The 16092-nt window shown below is 64.0% G+C and carries 19 protein-coding genes; 10 read left to right on the forward strand and 9 right to left on the reverse strand.

What is annotated here, in order from left to right; genetic code table 11:
• Window positions 1-31: 31 nt before the first annotated feature.
• Both KCG88_RS16470 and KCG88_RS16475 read left to right on the forward strand, forming a co-directional pair.
• On the forward strand, window positions 32-319 hold the full coding sequence (locus KCG88_RS16470; protein WP_011058469.1) for a DUF2782 domain-containing protein: 288 nt from the start codon (window positions 32-34) through the stop codon (window positions 317-319).
• A gap of 65 nt (window positions 320-384) precedes the next feature.
• Window positions 385-1335, forward strand: a complete 951-nt coding sequence (locus KCG88_RS16475) for a homoserine kinase (protein ID WP_210712738.1) — start codon at window positions 385-387, stop codon at window positions 1333-1335.
• A 91-nt stretch (window positions 1336-1426) separates the two neighbouring features.
• Here KCG88_RS16475 and KCG88_RS16480 read toward each other — a convergent pair whose 3' ends face one another.
• Window positions 1427-2347: a zinc ABC transporter substrate-binding protein gene (locus KCG88_RS16480; RefSeq protein WP_210712739.1), complete on the reverse strand. Its 921-nt coding sequence runs from the start codon at window positions 2345-2347 to the stop codon at window positions 1427-1429.
• Window positions 2348-2413: 66 nt separating this feature from the next.
• Between KCG88_RS16480 and zur the strand changes: the two genes are divergently transcribed.
• Genes zur through KCG88_RS16500 form a run of 4 tightly spaced genes read left to right on the forward strand, consistent with a single transcriptional unit; the run spans window position 2414 to window position 5219 of the window.
• Complete coding sequence (zur, locus tag KCG88_RS16485; protein ID WP_011058466.1) at window positions 2414-2896, forward strand: zinc uptake transcriptional repressor Zur; 483 nt, start codon at window positions 2414-2416, stop codon at window positions 2894-2896.
• The gene (znuC, locus tag KCG88_RS16490) at window positions 2896-3681 is read left to right on the forward strand and encodes a zinc ABC transporter ATP-binding protein ZnuC (RefSeq protein WP_210712740.1); all 786 of its coding nucleotides are present in this window, start codon (window positions 2896-2898) and stop codon (window positions 3679-3681) included. Before zur ends, znuC begins: the two co-directional genes overlap by 1 nt.
• The gene (gene znuB / locus KCG88_RS16495; RefSeq protein WP_047290213.1) at window positions 3674-4462 is read left to right on the forward strand and encodes a zinc ABC transporter permease subunit ZnuB; all 789 of its coding nucleotides are present in this window, start codon (window positions 3674-3676) and stop codon (window positions 4460-4462) included. The genes znuC and znuB overlap by 8 nt, the downstream gene beginning before the upstream one ends.
• Window positions 4463-4499: 37 nt before the next feature.
• Window positions 4500-5219 (forward strand): PA5502 family lipoprotein, encoded by a 720-nt coding sequence (locus KCG88_RS16500; RefSeq protein WP_047290212.1) that lies wholly within the window; start codon window positions 4500-4502, stop codon window positions 5217-5219.
• A gap of 56 nt (window positions 5220-5275) precedes the next feature.
• Here the strand turns inward: KCG88_RS16500 and katE are convergent, their stop codons facing one another.
• Window positions 5276-7468, reverse strand: coding sequence for a catalase HPII (gene katE, locus KCG88_RS16505; RefSeq protein ID WP_282598217.1), 2193 nt, complete (start codon window positions 7466-7468; stop codon window positions 5276-5278).
• Between the two features lie 215 nt (window positions 7469-7683).
• On the opposite strand from katE, the gene KCG88_RS16510 reads away from it, so the two are divergent.
• Genes KCG88_RS16510 through KCG88_RS16520 form a run of 3 tightly spaced genes read left to right on the forward strand, consistent with a single transcriptional unit; the run spans window position 7684 to window position 10189 of the window.
• The gene (locus KCG88_RS16510; protein ID WP_011058461.1) at window positions 7684-8691 is read left to right on the forward strand and encodes a methionine ABC transporter ATP-binding protein; all 1008 of its coding nucleotides are present in this window, start codon (window positions 7684-7686) and stop codon (window positions 8689-8691) included.
• Window positions 8691-9356: a methionine ABC transporter permease gene (locus tag KCG88_RS16515; protein WP_047290210.1), complete on the forward strand. Its 666-nt coding sequence runs from the start codon at window positions 8691-8693 to the stop codon at window positions 9354-9356. Before KCG88_RS16510 ends, KCG88_RS16515 begins: the two co-directional genes overlap by 1 nt.
• 59 nt (window positions 9357-9415) lie before the next feature.
• On the forward strand, window positions 9416-10189 hold the full coding sequence (locus KCG88_RS16520) for a MetQ/NlpA family ABC transporter substrate-binding protein (protein ID WP_011058459.1): 774 nt from the start codon (window positions 9416-9418) through the stop codon (window positions 10187-10189).
• 194 nt (window positions 10190-10383) lie between these two features.
• Here the strand turns inward: KCG88_RS16520 and KCG88_RS16525 are convergent, their stop codons facing one another.
• The 5 genes from KCG88_RS16525 to KCG88_RS16545 are packed head-to-tail and all read right to left on the reverse strand — an operon-like array spanning window position 10384 to window position 14292.
• Window positions 10384-11019, reverse strand: a complete 636-nt coding sequence (locus KCG88_RS16525; RefSeq protein ID WP_047290209.1) for an SCO family protein — start codon at window positions 11017-11019, stop codon at window positions 10384-10386.
• Entirely contained in the window at window positions 11016-11918 is a 903-nt protein-coding gene (cyoE, locus tag KCG88_RS16530) for a heme o synthase (protein WP_047290208.1), read from the reverse strand. Before cyoE ends, KCG88_RS16525 begins: the two co-directional genes overlap by 4 nt.
• Window positions 11906-12985: a COX15/CtaA family protein gene (locus tag KCG88_RS16535; protein WP_019095615.1), complete on the reverse strand. Its 1080-nt coding sequence runs from the start codon at window positions 12983-12985 to the stop codon at window positions 11906-11908. Before KCG88_RS16535 ends, cyoE begins: the two co-directional genes overlap by 13 nt.
• A 10-nt stretch (window positions 12986-12995) precedes the next feature.
• Window positions 12996-13586 carry a hypothetical protein gene (locus tag KCG88_RS16540; RefSeq protein ID WP_015633644.1) on the reverse strand — a complete coding sequence of 197 codons (591 nt, stop codon included), beginning with the start codon at window positions 13584-13586 and terminating at the stop codon, window positions 12996-12998.
• Window positions 13552-14292, reverse strand: a complete 741-nt coding sequence (locus tag KCG88_RS16545; protein ID WP_210712742.1) for an SURF1 family protein — start codon at window positions 14290-14292, stop codon at window positions 13552-13554. Before KCG88_RS16545 ends, KCG88_RS16540 begins: the two co-directional genes overlap by 35 nt.
• A gap of 70 nt (window positions 14293-14362) precedes the next feature.
• Between KCG88_RS16545 and KCG88_RS16550 the strand changes: the two genes are divergently transcribed.
• Window positions 14363-14566 (forward strand): twin transmembrane helix small protein, encoded by a 204-nt coding sequence (locus KCG88_RS16550; protein WP_011058453.1) that lies wholly within the window; start codon window positions 14363-14365, stop codon window positions 14564-14566.
• A gap of 6 nt (window positions 14567-14572) precedes the next feature.
• Here the strand turns inward: KCG88_RS16550 and KCG88_RS16555 are convergent, their stop codons facing one another.
• A complete protein-coding gene (locus KCG88_RS16555; RefSeq protein ID WP_047290206.1) occupies window positions 14573-15460 on the reverse strand; it encodes a cytochrome c oxidase subunit 3 in 888 nt (295 codons plus the stop codon).
• 33 nt (window positions 15461-15493) lie between these two features.
• Window positions 15494-16051, reverse strand: a complete 558-nt coding sequence (locus KCG88_RS16560; RefSeq protein ID WP_011058451.1) for a cytochrome c oxidase assembly protein — start codon at window positions 16049-16051, stop codon at window positions 15494-15496.
• Between the last annotated feature and the right edge of the window lie 41 nt (window positions 16052-16092).

A 16092-nucleotide genomic window follows, 5' to 3' on the forward strand; every position in this document is an offset into this window, starting at 1 on the left:
GGACCGTTGACGACAAAGGGACAAGGTTATCATGCGCACACTAAATCGCTTGCTGCTGACCGGCTTGATTGCAATCGCTCCATTGGCCGCGATCGCCGCAGAAGATGCGCCATCAGCGGACCCGGAAGTAACCATTCGCACGGAAGGCGACAAGACCATCCAGGAATACCGGCAAAATGGCTTCCTGTATGCCATCAAGATCACGCCAAAGGGCGGCAAACCCTACTTCCTGGTGCGTGCCGATGGCTCGGACGGCAACTTCATCCGTTCGGATCAGCCGGATATGCTGATCCCTTCGTGGAAAATCTTTGAGTGGTAAACCACTCCGACTTCAACTCTATGGCGCTGGCTGGATAGCAGCGCCCGTACTGGCAGTTTTTAACCATGTCTGTGTTCACCCCCCTGGCTCGGCCCGAGCTGGAAACCTTTCTCGCCCCGTATGGGCTCGGCCGCCTGCTTGATTTCCAGGGGATCGCCGCTGGTAGCGAAAACACCAACTTCTTCATCAGCCTGGAACAGGGCGAGTTCGTCCTGACCCTGGTGGAACGTGGCCCGGTCCAGGAAATGCCGTTCTTCATTGAACTGCTGGACGTGCTGCACCAGGCCAACCTGCCAGTGCCCTATGCCCTGCGCACCACCGACGGCGTCGCCCTGCGCGAACTGGCGGGCAAGCCGGCGCTGCTGCAACCGCGGCTGGCGGGCAAGCACATCAAGCAGGCCAACGCCCAGCACTGCGCCCAGGTCGGTGAGCTGCTCGGCCACCTGCACGTGGCCACCAAGGACCACATGATCCAGCGCAAGACCGATCGCGGCCTGGACTGGATGCAGGAAGAGGGCAGGCAACTGCTGTCGCACCTGGCCCCCACGGCCCAGGACCTGCTGCAACGGGCCCTGGATGAAATCGCCGCTCAGAAGGTGAAGATCCTCGCCCTGCCCCGGGCCAACATCCACGCCGATCTGTTTCGCGACAACGCCATGTTCGAAGGCACCCACCTGACCGGCCTGATCGACTTCTACAACGCCTGTTCGGGCCCCATGCTCTACGACGTGGCGATCGCCCTGAATGACTGGTGCTCCGACGATGAAGGCGTACTCGACGGCCAACGGGCCCGAGCCCTGCTGGGCGCCTACGCGGCGCTGCGCCCGTTCACTGCGGCTGAGGCCGAACTCTGGCCGACCCTGCTGCGGGTGGCCTGCGTGCGCTTCTGGCTATCGCGGCTGATCGCCGCCGAGAGCTTCGCCGGGCAGGACGTGCTGATTCACGATCCGCTGGAGTTCCAGCAACGCCTGGCGCAGCGGCAACAGGTCAGCATCGCGCTGCCGTTCGCCCTGTAAAACGCTTCGCGGACAAGCCCGCTCCTACAGAGATGCGCTCAACCTGTAGGAGCGGGCTTGCCCGCGAAAGCCATCGCGCAACAATCCCCGCTTAAAGCTGCTCCAGGCAGCCCGCCAGATCATTCCCCAACTTCTCCAGCACCTGCTCATAGCCTTGAGCGGTCGCCGGCGTGTAACCGCCCAACGCATCCAGCTCCGCCAGCTTCACCGGCAGGCCGGCCACCAGGGTTTCCGCCAGGCGTGGGCGCAGTGGCGGCTCGCTGAACACACAGGTCTTACCCACCTGCTGCAAGCGCGCGCGCATGGCGGCCACGTGCTGGGCCCCCGGCTGGACTTCCGCTGCCACGCTGAACACCCCGGCGTGCTTGAGGCCGTAGGCGTCCTCGAAGTAGTCGAAAGCTTCGTGGAACACGAAATAAGGCTTGCCGGCGATCCCCGCCAGGCGGGTTTTCAAGCGGGCATCCAGGGCATCCAGACGCTCGCTGAACGCCTTCAGGTTGTTCTGGTAGCGGGCGGCATTGGCCGGGTCGGCGGCGCTCAAGTCCGCGGCCATGCGGGTGGCGATCACCCGGGCATTGACCGGCGACAGCCAGAGGTGCGCATCCAGGGTGCCGGGGCGATGATCATGGTCATGTTCGTCGGCATCTTCAGCGTGGGAGTGGCTATCTTCGGCGAAGTGCCGGAGCTTCATACCCGGCAGCTCCTGTACCGCCACCGAAGGCAGGCTACGGCCCTTCAGCACCCGCGGCAGGAAGCCTTCCATGTCCGGGCCGATCCAGTACAGCAGGTCCACGCTCTGCACCTTGCGCACGTCCGAAGGGCGCAGCGCGTAGTTGTGCGGGGAAGCTCCGGGCGGCAGCAGCACCTCGGGAACCGCCACCCCATCCTCCACGGCGGCGGCAATCAATTGCAGCGGCTTGATGCTGGTCAGCACCCGCACTTCGGCCTGGGCCGAGCCGATCACGGACAGGCTGAAGGTAAAAGCGACAAAAAGGCGAAAAAGTCTGGGCACGATGGACACTCGAGGAGGCGAGAACGGGTAACATAATAACGTCTCTCACAAACCTCGTCGCCGCTCATGCCTAAAACACCCCTTGCCAGCCGTCCACACGACCACTCTCACTGCGTACACAGCGCACTGTCTGAGGCCGACGCCCTGTGCGCACGGCAAGGCCTGCGCCTGACCGCCCTGCGCCGGCGGGTGCTGGAGCTGGTGTGGCAAAGCCACAAGCCCCTGGGGGCCTACGACATCCTGGCCGTGCTCAGCGAGCAGGACGGCCGTCGCGCTGCGCCGCCCACCGTATACCGGGCGCTGGATTTCCTCCTGGAAAACGGCCTGGTGCACCGCATTGCCTCGCTCAATGCCTTTGTCGGCTGCAACCACCCCGAGCACGCGCACCAGGGCCAGTTCCTGATCTGCCGCGAATGCCACGCCGCCATCGAGCTGGAACAGAAGTCCATCAGCGACGCCATCATCAGCAGCGCCCGCGACGTCGGCTTCGTGGTCGAGGGGCAGACCGTCGAAGTGGTCGGGCTCTGCTCGGGCTGCCAGGGGGCTTGATGAGCAATGCGTTGATCCGCCTCGAGCAGGTCGGGGTAAGCTTTGCCGGGCAGAACGTGCTGGAGAACATCCAGCTCAGCGTCGAACCCGAGCAGATCGTCACCCTGATCGGCCCCAACGGCGCCGGCAAGACCACGCTGGTGCGCGCCGTGCTCGGCCTGCTCACGCCCGACACCGGCAGCGTCTGGCGCAAGCCCAAACTGCGGGTGGGCTACATGCCGCAGAAGCTTCATGTGGACCCGACCTTACCCCTGTCGGTGCTGCGCTTTCTGCGCCTGGTGCCGGGAGTGGACCGCACCCGGGCGCTGGCAGCGCTCAAGGAAGTAGGCGCCGAGCAGGTGATCGACAGCCCGGTGCAGAGCATCTCCGGCGGCGAGATGCAGCGCGTGCTGCTGGCCCGGGCGCTGCTGCGCGAGCCGGAGCTGCTGGTGCTCGATGAACCGGTGCAAGGCGTCGACGTGGCCGGCCAGGCCGAGCTCTACAGCCTGATTACCCGCCTGCGCGACCGTCACGGCTGCGGCGTGCTGATGGTCTCCCACGACCTGCACCTGGTGATGAGCACCACCGATCAGGTGGTCTGCCTCAATCGCCACGTCTGCTGCTCCGGCCACCCCGAGCAGGTCAGTGGCGACCCGGCTTTCGTCGAGCTGTTCGGCAAGAACGCACCGAGCCTGGCGATCTACCACCACCATCACGACCATGCCCACGACCTGCATGGTTCGGTCGTCACCCAGCCCGCTTCGGGCCACACCCATGTCCACGGAGAAAACTGCAAGCATGGCTGATTTTCTGCTTTACGCCCTGCTCGCAGGCCTGGCCCTGGCGGTGGTTGCCGGCCCCTTGGGGTCCTTCGTGGTCTGGCGTCGCATGGCCTATTTCGGCGATACCCTGTCCCACGCCGCGCTGCTCGGCGTGGCCCTGGGCTTTCTGCTGGATGTCAGCCCGGCGGTAGCGGTCACGGTCGGCTGCCTGCTGCTGGCGGTGCTGCTGGTGACCCTGCAACAGCGCCAACCCCTGGCTTCCGACACGCTGCTGGGGATTCTTGCACCCAGCACCCTGTCTCTGGGCCTGGTGGTACTAAGCTTCATGCATGAAGTGCGAATCGACCTGATGGCCTACCTGTTCGGCGATCTGCTGGCAATCAGCCCGGGCGACCTGGCGTGGATTCTCGGCGGTAGCGCGGCGGTACTGTTGCTGCTGGTGGCGCTGTGGCGCCCCTTGCTGGCGATCACCGTGCACGAGGAACTGGCCAGGGTCGAAGGCCTGCCTGTGGCCTCGCTGCGCTTGGCGCTGATGCTGCTGATCGCCGTGGTGATTGCCGTGGCCATGAAGATTGTCGGGGTGTTGCTGATCACTTCGCTGCTGATCATCCCGGCCGCTGCGGCACAGCGTCACGCCCGCTCGCCGGAGCAGATGGCCCTGGGCGCCAGCCTGCTGGGCATGCTCGCGGTGTGCGGCGGGCTGGCGCTGTCCTGGTTCAAGGACACACCGGCCGGGCCGTCGATCGTGGTCACCGCCGCCGCACTGTTTCTGCTGAGTTTTGTTCTGCCCCGTCGAGGGGTGTAGACTTGCTCGCTTTTTGCGCAATTAGAGAGTCGCAGGAATGAAGCCGTTCGCCTCCCGTTATCTGCTCCTTGTCGCATTTTCCCTGCTACTGGGAGCCTGCCAAAGCACGCCACCAGCGGCCACCGAGGTCCCTGATGCACGGGCCACGGCCATCGCGCAGCTGGAACAAAACATCGCCAGCAGCGAACTGGCCACCGCGGAAGATCAACTCAGTGCCTTGCAGGCGCAGACGCCCGACGACCCGCAACTGGTGCAGTACCAGCGGCAGTTGGCCGAAGCCTATCTGCAGCGCAGCCAGATCGTCCTGCAGAAGGGCGATGTGAACGCCGCAGCCACGGCCCTGAGCCGTGCCCGGGCACTGATGCCCAAGGCTCCGGCGCTGACCGGTGGGGTCAACAGTGCCATTGCCCACGCCCGCAAGGCTGAGCTGGACAAGGCCGAAGCCGCCCTGAAGGCCGCCGAAGCGCGCCCTGCGGCCAAGCTGATCGATCCGACCGCCGAGAGCACCACCGTCGCCTTGAATGTCACTGATATCCGCAAGCTGCGGCATCAACTCGATGCCTTGGCCGCCGACGTGGTGAATTACCAGTGCGACGTGAGCATCCAGGTACCGCGCACCGAGGATTACCCCTGGCTGTCGACCCTGCTCGGCAAGCGGGTGAAAAAGCTCGATCCCGACTTCGAGCAGAAGATCAGCCGCCAGATCGTGCGCCATGTACCGGCGCAGATGGTGCTGACGCCGCGCAAGGCGCAGTAAAGCCTTCGCCGGCAAGCCGGCTCCTACACGGAGCAGGCTTGTCGGGGAAAGTGTGTTCAGGCCGGGATTGCCTTGGCCTTTTCCTCTCGGCTCCAGACCCGATGTTGCGCGATGGCGGCAATGAATGCCTTCAGCGCCTTGGCATCGGCCCCCACGATCAAGCCTTCATCCGCCTCCAGCCGCAGACTGTGCAACAGCTCCCGGGCATCGCCGTGCAGGGCAATCGCCTTGAGGTGCTTGTACGCCTCCAGCACGTAATGCAAGGCCACGCCATTGCCGCTCAAGGCCTTGATCGACTGCGCACCTCCGGGCACGAACACCGCATCGAAAGCCACCGATGGCAAGCCCTCCATGGACGCATCCACCGACAGGCTCTTGCCGTCTGCCGTGGTGACCGGCGCCGAGGTCGGCCCCAGTAGCTTGGCGTGCGCTCCTTCGGCCTTGAGAGTCTTCTTCAGCGCATCGATCGCTGCACCATCGACGCCGTTGGCCGCCAGGATCGCCACCTTCCGGGTTTTGATATTGCCCGGTAACAGGTTCGCCTGGCTCAGGGCTGGCGAGCGCGAGAGCGAAGTCTTGCGCTCCGCCACCGTGGCTTTCTTCGGCGCCGCCAGCCCGAGGTTCTCGGCCACTCGCGCGGCCAGTTGCAAGTCGATGTTGGCCAGAATCTCGTTGACCTGGCGTTCGCGGATCCATTCACGTTCCACCTTGCCCAGCTCAAAGCTGTAGGCGGCGATGATGTGCTCCTGCTCGTGCTTGCTCATGCTCTTGTAGAACAGCCGCGCCTGGGAGAAATGGTCGCTGAACGATTCGCTGCGCTGGCGGATCTTGTGCGCATCGATACGCTCGTTGTAACTCTCGAAGCCGCCATCCTCGGCCGCCGGTGGGGTTTCCCGGGGCCAGCCGCCGTCGATGGAATTGGGCTCATAGGAGGCCCGGCCCTTGTCCAGGGTAATGCGGTGCATGGCGTCGCGCTGGCTGTTGTGGAAGGGCGCCAGCGGCCGATTGATCGGCAATTCGTGGAAGTTCGGCCCACCCAGGCGGCTGATCTGGGTATCGGTGTAGGAAAACAACCGCCCTTGCAACAGCGGGTCGTTGGAGAAGTCGATCCCGGGCACTATGTGCCCCGGGCAGAAGGCGACCTGCTCGGTCTCGGCAAAATAGTTGTCCGGGTTGCGGTTCAGCACCATCTTGCCCAGGGGCGTGACCGGCACCAGTTCCTCGGGGATCAGCTTGGTCGGGTCGAGGATGTCGAAATCAAAGTTGTGCTCGTCTTCCTCGGCGATGATCTGCACGCCGAACTCCCACTCCGGGTAATCCCCGGCTTCGATCGACTCCCACAGGTCACGGCGGTGGAAGTCGGTGTCCTTGCCCGCCAGCTTCTGCGCCTCATCCCAGACCAGCGAACAGGTACCCACCGTCGGCCGCCAGTGGAACTTGACGAAGCTCGACCGGCCCTGGGCGTTGATCAGGCGAAAGGTATGCACGCCAAAGCCCTGCATGGCCCGCAGGCTTTTCGGAATGGCCCGGTCGGACATGGCCCAGATCACCATGTGCGCCGATTCCGGCTGCAGCGAGACAAAGTCCCAGAAAGTGTCATGGGCCGAGCCGCCGGTGGGTATCTCGTTGTGGGGTTCGGGTTTCACGGCGTGTACGAAATCGGGGAACTTGATCGCGTCCTGAATGAAGAACACCGGCATGTTGTTGCCCACCAGGTCGAAGTTGCCTTCGTCAGTGAAGAACTTCACCGCAAAGCCGCGCACGTCACGCACGGTGTCGCCAGAGCCCCTTGGCCCCTGGACCGTGGAAAAACGCACGAACACTGGTGTTTTCTTCCCCGGATCACGCAGGAAACCGGCCTTGGTCAATGCCGAATGGTTGTCATAGCTCTGGAAGTAACCATGGGCCCCCACCCCTCGGGCATGCACGATGCGCTCGGGAATCCGCTCATGGTCGAAGTGGGTGATCTTCTCCCGCATGATGAAGTCTTCCAGCAGCGAAGGCCCACGAGCACCGGCTTTGAGGGTGTTCTGGTTGTCGGCGATCTTCACTCCCTGGTTGGTCCGCAGGGCCTGTCCGGTGGCGTCGGAGCGGAACGTCTCCAGGCTCTTGAGCTTGCTGTTGCTGTTGCCGCGGTCCAGGGTGTCGGTCCCGGCCATCTGGCTTTTTGGGGTATCGGGCTTCTTCGTGCTCATCGGGCAAAACTCCTCGTTGGCGAAACCCCTGGCGTGCCGGGGCTTCGTGGGCAAAGGCCTCCAGGCACGGCACCTGGCGGCTTTCGAGTGGCTTAAGTAGTGACTGACGAGAAGCTGCGAGCGTTCCTTTTTTATGACCTTTGATCGCGTTATTGCCAAATGGCAGGATGATTGCGAAATAAATGCTAAGAACCTCTATACGGACAGGCTAAAATGCGCGCCCGGCTAACCGCTGATCCTTTTCTATCGCGCCCCACAAGGTTCGCTACGTGATCGAGTTTCAAAACGTCCATAAAACCTACCGGGTCGCCGGTAAGGATATTCCCGCCCTGCACCCGACCAGCCTTCGGGTCGAGAATGGCCAGGTGTTCGGCCTGATCGGCCACTCCGGTGCGGGTAAAAGTACTCTGCTGCGCCTGATCAACCGCCTGGAAAACCCCAGTGGCGGCACCATCGTCGTCGACGACGAAGACGTCACCGCCCTGGACGCCAGTGGCCTGCGCCGCTTCCGTCAGCAGGTCGGCATGATCTTCCAGCACTTCAACCTGCTGTCGTCCAAGACCGTGGCCGACAACGTTGCCCTGCCCCTGACCCTGGCCGGCGAGCTGTCGCGCAGCGACATCGACCGCCGGGTGGCCGAGCTGCTGGACCGGGTCGGCCTGGCCGACCACGCGAAGAAATACCCGGCGCAGCTGTCCGGCGGCCAGAAGCAGCGCGTCGGCATCGCCCGCGCCCTGGCCACCAAGCCGAAGATCCTGCTGTGCGACGAGGCCACCAGTGCCCTGGACCCGCAGACCACCGCCTCGGTCCTGCAACTGCTGGCCGAGATCAACCGCGAGCTGAACCTGACCATCGTCCTGATCACCCACGAGATGGACGTGATCCGTCGCGTCTGTGACCAGGTGGCGGTAATGGACGCCGGCGTGATCGTCGAACAGGGCCCGGTGGCCGACGTGTTCCTGCACCCCAAGCACCCGACCACCCGGCGCTTCGTCCAGGAAGATGAGCAGATCGACGAGAACGAGCAGCGCGACGACTTCGCCCACGTACCGGGGCGCATCGTGCGCCTGACCTTCCAGGGCGATTCCACCTACGCGCCGCTGCTGGGCACCGTGGCCCGGGAGACCGGGGTCGACTACAGCATCCTCGCCGGACGCATCGACCGCATCAAGGACACCCCTTACGGGCAACTGACCCTGGCCATCACCGGCGGTGACATGGAAGCGGCCTTCGCCCGCTTCACCGCGGCGGATGTCCACATGGAGGTGCTGCGCTGATGGATAGCTTCTTCGCCAACATCGACTGGCTGGAAATCTGGCTGGCCACCGGCGACACCCTGATGATGCTCGGCGGCTCGCTGCTGTTCACCGTACTGCTGGGCCTGCCACTGGGCGTGCTGCTGTTCCTCTGCAGCCCGCGCCAACTGCTGGAGCAGAAGTCGCTGTATGCGCTGCTGTCGCTGGTGGTCAACATCCTGCGTTCGCTGCCGTTCATCATTCTGCTGATCGTGATGATTCCCTTCACCGTACTGATCACCGGCACATCGCTGGGGGTTGCCGGGGCCATTCCACCGCTGGTGGTCGGCGCCACGCCATTCTTCGCCCGGCTGGTGGAAACCGCCCTGCGCGAAGTGGATCGCGGCATCATCGAAGCCACCCAGTCCATGGGTGCCAGCACCCGGCAGATCATTACCAATGCCTTGCTCCCGGAAGCCCGCCCGGGCATCTTTGCCGCTATCACCGTGACTGCCATTACCCTGGTGTCCTACACCGCCATGGCCGGCGTGGTGGGGGCCGGTGGCCTGGGCGACCTGGCGATCCGCTTCGGCTACCAGCGCTTCCAGACCGATGTGATGGTGGTGACCGTGGTGTTGCTGCTGGTGCTGGTCCAGGTTCTGCAAACCGTCGGCGACAAGCTGGTGGTGCACTTTTCCCGCAAATAAAATTGCCGGCCCAGGCCGGCAAGCGCCCGGGATCGGGCGACTTACAAGGAGCTTGTTGGATGAAAAAACTACTCGTCGCTTTCGCAGCCGTTGCCGCGTTCTCCGCGCACGCCGCCGAAACCCTGACCGTGGCCGCCACACCAGTGCCCCACGCCGAGATCCTGGAATTCGTCAAACCGGCCCTGGCCAAGGAAGGCGTGGACCTGAAGGTCAAGGTCTTCACCGACTACGTGCAGCCGAACGTGCAAGTCGCCGAAAAGCGCCTGGACGCCAACTTCTTCCAGCACCAGCCCTACCTGGATGAGTTCAACAAGGCCAAGGGCACCAAGCTGGTGAACGTTGCCGGTGTTCACGTCGAGCCCCTGGGTGCCTATTCCAGCAAGTACAAGCAGCTCTCCGAACTGCCGGGCGGCGCCACCGTGGTGATCCCCAACGACGCCACCAACGGCGGCCGCGCGCTGTTGCTGCTGGACAAGGCTGGCCTGATCAAGCTCAAGGATTCCAACAACATCCTGGCCACCATCAAGGACATCACCGAGAACCCCAAGGACCTGAAGTTCCGTGAACTGGAAGCGGCCACCATCCCGCGCGTGCTGACCCAGGTCGACCTGGCGCTGATCAACACCAACTATGCCCTGGAAGCCAAGCTGGATCCTTCCAAGGACGCCCTGGTGATCGAAGGCAAGGATTCGCCTTACGTGAACATCCTGGTGGCCCGTCCTGACGACAAGGATTCGGACGCCATGAACAAGCTGGTCGCGGCCCTGCACAGCCCTGAAGTGAAGCAGTTCATTCTCGAGAAGTACAAAGGCGCCATCGTGCCGGCGTTCTGATCGGTTGCAGAAACACAAACGGGGCGCCTTGGGGCGCCCCGTTTCGTTGTAGCCGGGATAAGGCGCTCAGCGCCTTCCGAGGGCCTCAAGAGCGCGTCCTCTTCGAGGCCGATCGCAGCCTGCGGCAGCGGCTACAGGGTTCAGCGGTTCAGCGGTTCAGCGGTTCAGCGGTTCAGCGGTTCGAGCATGTAGCTTTATTTGCGCTGCAGCATCACCGGCAGTTGGGCCACCAGCTTCTGGTTGTTCAGCGGAGCACGGATGAAACCGCGCTGGGTGCCGTCCGGGCCGATCACCGCCAGGTTGCCGCTGTGGTCCACGGTGTAGTTGGGCTTGCTGGTATCGGCCGGGATGAAGGGAATGCTCACGGCGTTGGCGAGCTTCTGCAGGTCTTCCACCGAGGAGGCGGTCAGGCCCTTGAAGTCCTTGTCGAAGTAGCCCAGGTACTGCTTGAGCTGCTGCGGTGTATCACGGTTGGGGTCGACGCTGACCAGGACCACCTGCAGCTTGTCCACCGCATCCTTGGGCAGCTCGCTCTTGATCTGCCGCAACTGGGCCAGGGTGGTGGGGCAGATGTCCGGGCAGAAGGTGTAGCCGAAGAACAGCAGCGACCATTTGCCCTTCAGCTCGTCGATCACCACTGGCTGGCCGTCCTGGTCGACCATCTTCACCGCAGGCAGGGTACGACTTTGCGGCAGCAGGATGATGCCCGCATCGATCAGTGCAGTGGGGTCGCCCTGACCCTTGCCGGACAGTACTTTGTTGACGGTAAGCCCCAGCACCAGGGCCACCAGGGCAACGAGAATAAAGACGGTTTTCTGAGTTCGAGTCATAGGTTCAACAATAGGTAGTGGTCTACGAGCAGGGCGATGAACAGCAGGAACAAGTAATAAATAGAGTACTTGAAGGTGTTGATCGCCGCGTGCGGCCGAGTGCCACGGTACAGCACCCAGGCCCATTGCAGGAAGCGCCCGCCCAGGGCCAGGGCACACACCAGGTACAGCACACCACTCATGTGGATGACATAGGGCAGCAGGCTCACCGCCAGCAGGGCAAAGGTATAGAGCAGGATGTGCACCTTGGTGTAGTGCTCGCCATGGGTGACCGGCAGCATCGGGATATCGGCCTTGGCGTACTCCTCTTTGCGGTGGATGGCCAGGGCCCAGAAGTGCGGCGGGGTCCAGGCGAAGATGATCAACACCAGCAGCAGCGGTTCTGCGCTCATGTGCCCGGTGGCGGCGACCCAGCCCAGCAGCGGTGGAGCCGCGCCGGCCAGCCCACCGATCACGATGTTCTGCGGCGTCGCGCGTTTCAGAAACCCGGTGTAGACCACCGCATAGCCCAGCAGCGAGGCCAGGGTCAGCCAGGCCGTGAGTGGATTGGTGAAGGTCAGCAGCAGCGCCTGCCCGGCTAGCGCCAGGAGCAGGGCAAAGGCCAGCGCCGCTCGTGGCGATACCCGGCCTTCGGCCAGGGGCCGCTTGTGGGTCCGGGCCATTACCGCATCGATGCGCCGGTCCACCACATGGTTGACCGCCGCCGCCCCGCCCGCGCACAGGGCAATGCCCAGGTTGCCGAACACCAGCACGGTCCACGGCACTCCGGCGCGGGTGGCGAGGAACATGCCCACCAGCGAGGTGATCAGCATCAGCACCACCACCTTGGGTTTGGTCAGTTCCAGGTAATCGCGCCAGATCGCCTGGGGGTGCTGGCGGGCGCCGGTCAGAGTCGCCATGGCATCTCTCCTTTGATGGTGATGGGACCCGCCATCTGTTTACGCGGGCTGAGCCGCCAGCCCAGGGGCAGGCGATCCCGGGCCCGCACCAGGCTGGTACGGGCGTGGTAATTGACCAGCACCAGGGTCAGCAGCAGCGCCGCCCCCCCGGCGTTGTGGGCCACGGCCACCGGCAGTGGCAAATGAAAGAACACGTTGCTCAGGCCCAGGCTGACCTGCGCCCCCAGCGCCACCAGCACCAGCCCGGCCAGGCGGGTCATGCCGGTCTGCCGCAGCTGCCAGGCCAGGCCCAGCAACACCAGGGTCACCAGCACCGCGCCGACCCGGTGGGTCATGTGGATGGCGGTGCGGGCATCGCTGTCCAGTTGCCCGCCCAGGTAGTTGGGGCCGATGTGCTGGGTCAGGTGGAAGCCGTTGGCGAAATCCATGTTCGGCCACCACTGGCCATGGCAGGTGGGCAGGTCGATACAGGCCACCGCCGCGTAGTTGGAACTGACCCAGCCGCCCAGGGCGATCTGCCCGATCACCAGCACCAGCCCGGCGGTAGCCCAGTACTGCAAGCGCCGCGGCACGATCAGCGCCGGCAATACCCCGGACAGGCGCAAGGTCAGCAGGAACAACAGGCTCAGGGTGGCGAAACCGCCCAGCAGGTGGGCGGTGACCACTTGCGGCCAGAGCTTGAGGGTCACTGTCCACATGCCGAAGGCCGCCTGGGCGAACACCACTGCCAGGAGGAACAGCGGCAGCTTCAGGGGCTGCCCCGGATGCCGGCGATGGGTCCAGGCCCGGGCCGCCAGCAGCACGATCAGCAGCCCCAGGGTGCCGGCGAAGTAACGGTGGATCATCTCGTTCCAGCCCTTGTGGGCCTCCACCGGGGTATCGGGAAAATGCAGCTCGGCATGGGCCAACTGGGCTTCGCTTTTCGGCACGCTGATAAAGCCGTAGCAGCCGGGCCAGTCCGGGCAGCCAAGGCCGGCATGGGTCAGCCGGGTGTAGGCGCCGAGCAGCACCACGATCAAGGCCAGCAAGGTGGCAAACAACGCGAGGCGAAATCCAGGTTTGGCCATGACGATGCCCTTATCCGATGTTCGACAGTTTCAGCAGGTGGCGCAGGTCGTTGAGCAGGTCCTTGCCCTTGACCCGGGCGTCGTAGCGCAGCACCAGGTTGCTGTGGGGGTCGACTATCCACAGCTGCGGCGCCTCCTTGTCGTTGGCGCCCTTGGTGAAGGTAGCCAGGTCCAGGGGGTAGCGTTGCAGTTGCGGGTATTCACGCTGCAGCTTGGCTTCGTATTCGGCGCTCAGGGGCCGGGCGCTGGCCAGGGCATGGCTGGCCCGCGAGGCATCACGGCCCAGGGCGATCTGGATCTGCCGCGCCAGGTACACCAGTTGCTGGCAATCCACCGCGCATTCCCCGGGCGCGGTGACCAGAACCTGCCAGCGGTCCTCCTCGGCCTGCACGCCGATCTGGGCGCGGGTCTGGCCATTGCCGATCAGCTCGCCGTGATAGCTGCGGCTTTCCGGCACCCAGAACTGCAGCTTGTACATGCCGGTGGCAAGGATCATCGGGCCGATCACCATCAGCAGGATCAGCACCAGTTGCCAGCGGCCGCGCCGCCGGTTGGGCGCCTGGGCGTCAGAGATGTTGGGTGGATTCATGGCCGTTCCCATGGCGTTTCTCCCGAGTGTTGTGCCAGCCGAAATAGAGATAGAGAGCGAACAGCGCCAGGGCCATGGCGAACCACTGCACCGCATAGGCCTGGTGTTTTTCCGGGCCCATGGCGACCACCGGCCATTCGGTCAGGTAGGCACCCGGGCCCGGCTCCAGGCGCACTTCATGGTCGAAACCGCTGCGGCCCAGCTCGGCCCAGAGCGCCTGTGGAGCCACGGCGGTAATCAGCCGCGGCCAGCTCGCGCCGCTGGGGTCGGCGTGCAGCTGGAATGCCGCGCCCGGCGAAACGTAGACCCAGGCATCCAGGCTCAGGCTCTGCTGCGGGGTGCTGAATACGGGAGGCGTGCGCCGGTCGGGCCAGGGCAGCCAGCCGCGGTTGACCAGCAGCCAGCGACCGCTGGCCTGGTCGAGGAAGGGTTGCAGCAGCTCGACCCCGACCTTGCCGTCATGCAGGCGGTTATCCAGCAACAGGCTGTGGTCGGCATCGAAATGACCGTGCAGGCGTACCCGGCGAAAAGCCGGATCTTCACTGGCCAACAGCTCGAACAGGGCCACCGGCTCCGCCACACGGCGCTCGGCGTAGCTGGCCAGCAACTGGCGTTTCTGTTCGCCCCGGCCCAGTTGCCAGAAGCCCAGGGCAACCAGCACCGGCAGCAGCAAAAGCACCACCAGGGTCGGCCCGATGCCCGGCCGGAAGCCCTTCATGGCTGGCCTGCAAGGCTGAGAAATCCACTCGCTATACTGCTGTACATCGCGTTTCCCCCGGAGTCCCACCATGCTCAAAGCAGCCATCGTCCTGATGCTGATTGCCACGGTTGTCAGCCTGTTCAGCGGCCTGTTCTTTCTGGTCAAGGACGACAGTTCATCCAAGCGCCTGGTGACCTCACTGAGCATTCGGGTCGCACTGGCCGTGGTCACCGTCGGCTTGATCGCCTGGGGTTTCTTCAGCGGCCAGCTGGTCTCCCACGCGCCCTGGTAGGGCGTCTCAGAGCACGTAGACGAAAACGAACAGGCCGATCCAGACCACGTCGACGAAGTGCCAGTACCAGCTGGCGGCCTCGAAGCCAAACTGGTGATCGGCGTCGAAATGCCCGCGCAGGATGCGCATCAGCATCACGAACAGGATCAGGGTGCCAATGGTCACGTGGGCACCGTGGAAACCGGTGAGCATGAAGAAGGTGGCACCGTAGATCCCCGAACCCAGGGTCAGCCCCAGCTCGTGGTAGGCATGGATGTATTCCTCGGCCTGAAAGCCCAGGAAGGCGCACCCCAGCAGCACCGTCAGCGCCAGCCAGATCTTCAACGCGCCGCGATGGCCTTTCTTCAAGGCGTGGTGAGCGATGGTCACGGTGACGCTGGAACTGACCAGCAGGATGGTATTGAGCAGCGGCAGGCCCCAGGGGCTGATGGTGCCCTTGGGCGGCGGAAAGAGTTTCGGGTCGGGGTTGTTGAGCAGCGGCCAGACGAATTCGAAGTTCGGCCACAGCATGTGGGCGATGCCCTTGTGCCCCTCACCGCCGAGCCAGGGCCCGGACATGTGCCGCACATAGAACAGCGCGCCGAAGAAGGCCATGAAGAACATCACTTCGGAAAAGATGAACCAGCTCATGCCCCAGCGGAACGAACGATCGAGCTGGGCGCTGTAGAGCCCGGCGCGGCTTTCCTTGACCACCGCACCAAACCATCCGAACAGCATGTAGGCCAGCAGCAGGCCGCCGACGAAAAAGATCAGCGGGCCGTGGGATTCCGGTCGCGCAGCCTTGAGGTCGTTGAACCAGGTGCCCAGGCCCACCACGGTGACGAACATGCCCACCGTTGCGATGATCGGCCACTTGCTCTGGGCGGGAACGTAATAGTGCTCATGAGTCGCCATGGGTTGTTCTCCTTATCGGGCACGCTAGATCGTCTAGCCACCGTTCTTGGCGGCAACCGCCACCGGTGGATGACGCGCGGTGATATCGAACAGCGTGTAAGCCAGCGTCAGGTGCTTCACATCCTTGGGCATGTCACGGTCAACGATGAAACGCACCGGCATCTCGATCTTCTCGCCCGGCTGCAGCACCTGCTGGGTAAAGCAGAAGCACTCGGTCTTGTGGAAATACATGGCCGCGCTGCTGGGAGAGATGCTCGGGATCGCCTGGGCGCTCATCGGGTGGTCGCTGGGGTTGCGGGCGATGAAGATCATCTCGTTCACCGCCCCCGGATGGACCACGATGTCATCGGACTTGGGATAGAAATCCCAGACCATGTCGATGGCGTTGGTGGACAGGAACTGCACCCGCACCTGGCGCGATACGTCCACCTGCTGCCCCTGGTCCGCGTACTGCCCACCGGTCTTGCCGTTGATCCCCAGGGCCTTGCACATCACGTCGTAGATCGGCACCAGGGCAAAACCGAAGACGAACATCGCCACTACCACCAGCAACAGGCGGGTCACCAGTTTCTTCAGCGTTACCTCGGCCATCTCAATGTCCTCCCAAGCCTGTAGGAGCCGGCTTGCCGGCG

The sequence above is a fragment of the Pseudomonas sp. MWU349 genome, assembly GCF_017947325.1.
Lineage (GTDB): Bacteria > Pseudomonadota > Gammaproteobacteria > Pseudomonadales > Pseudomonadaceae > Aquipseudomonas > Aquipseudomonas protegens.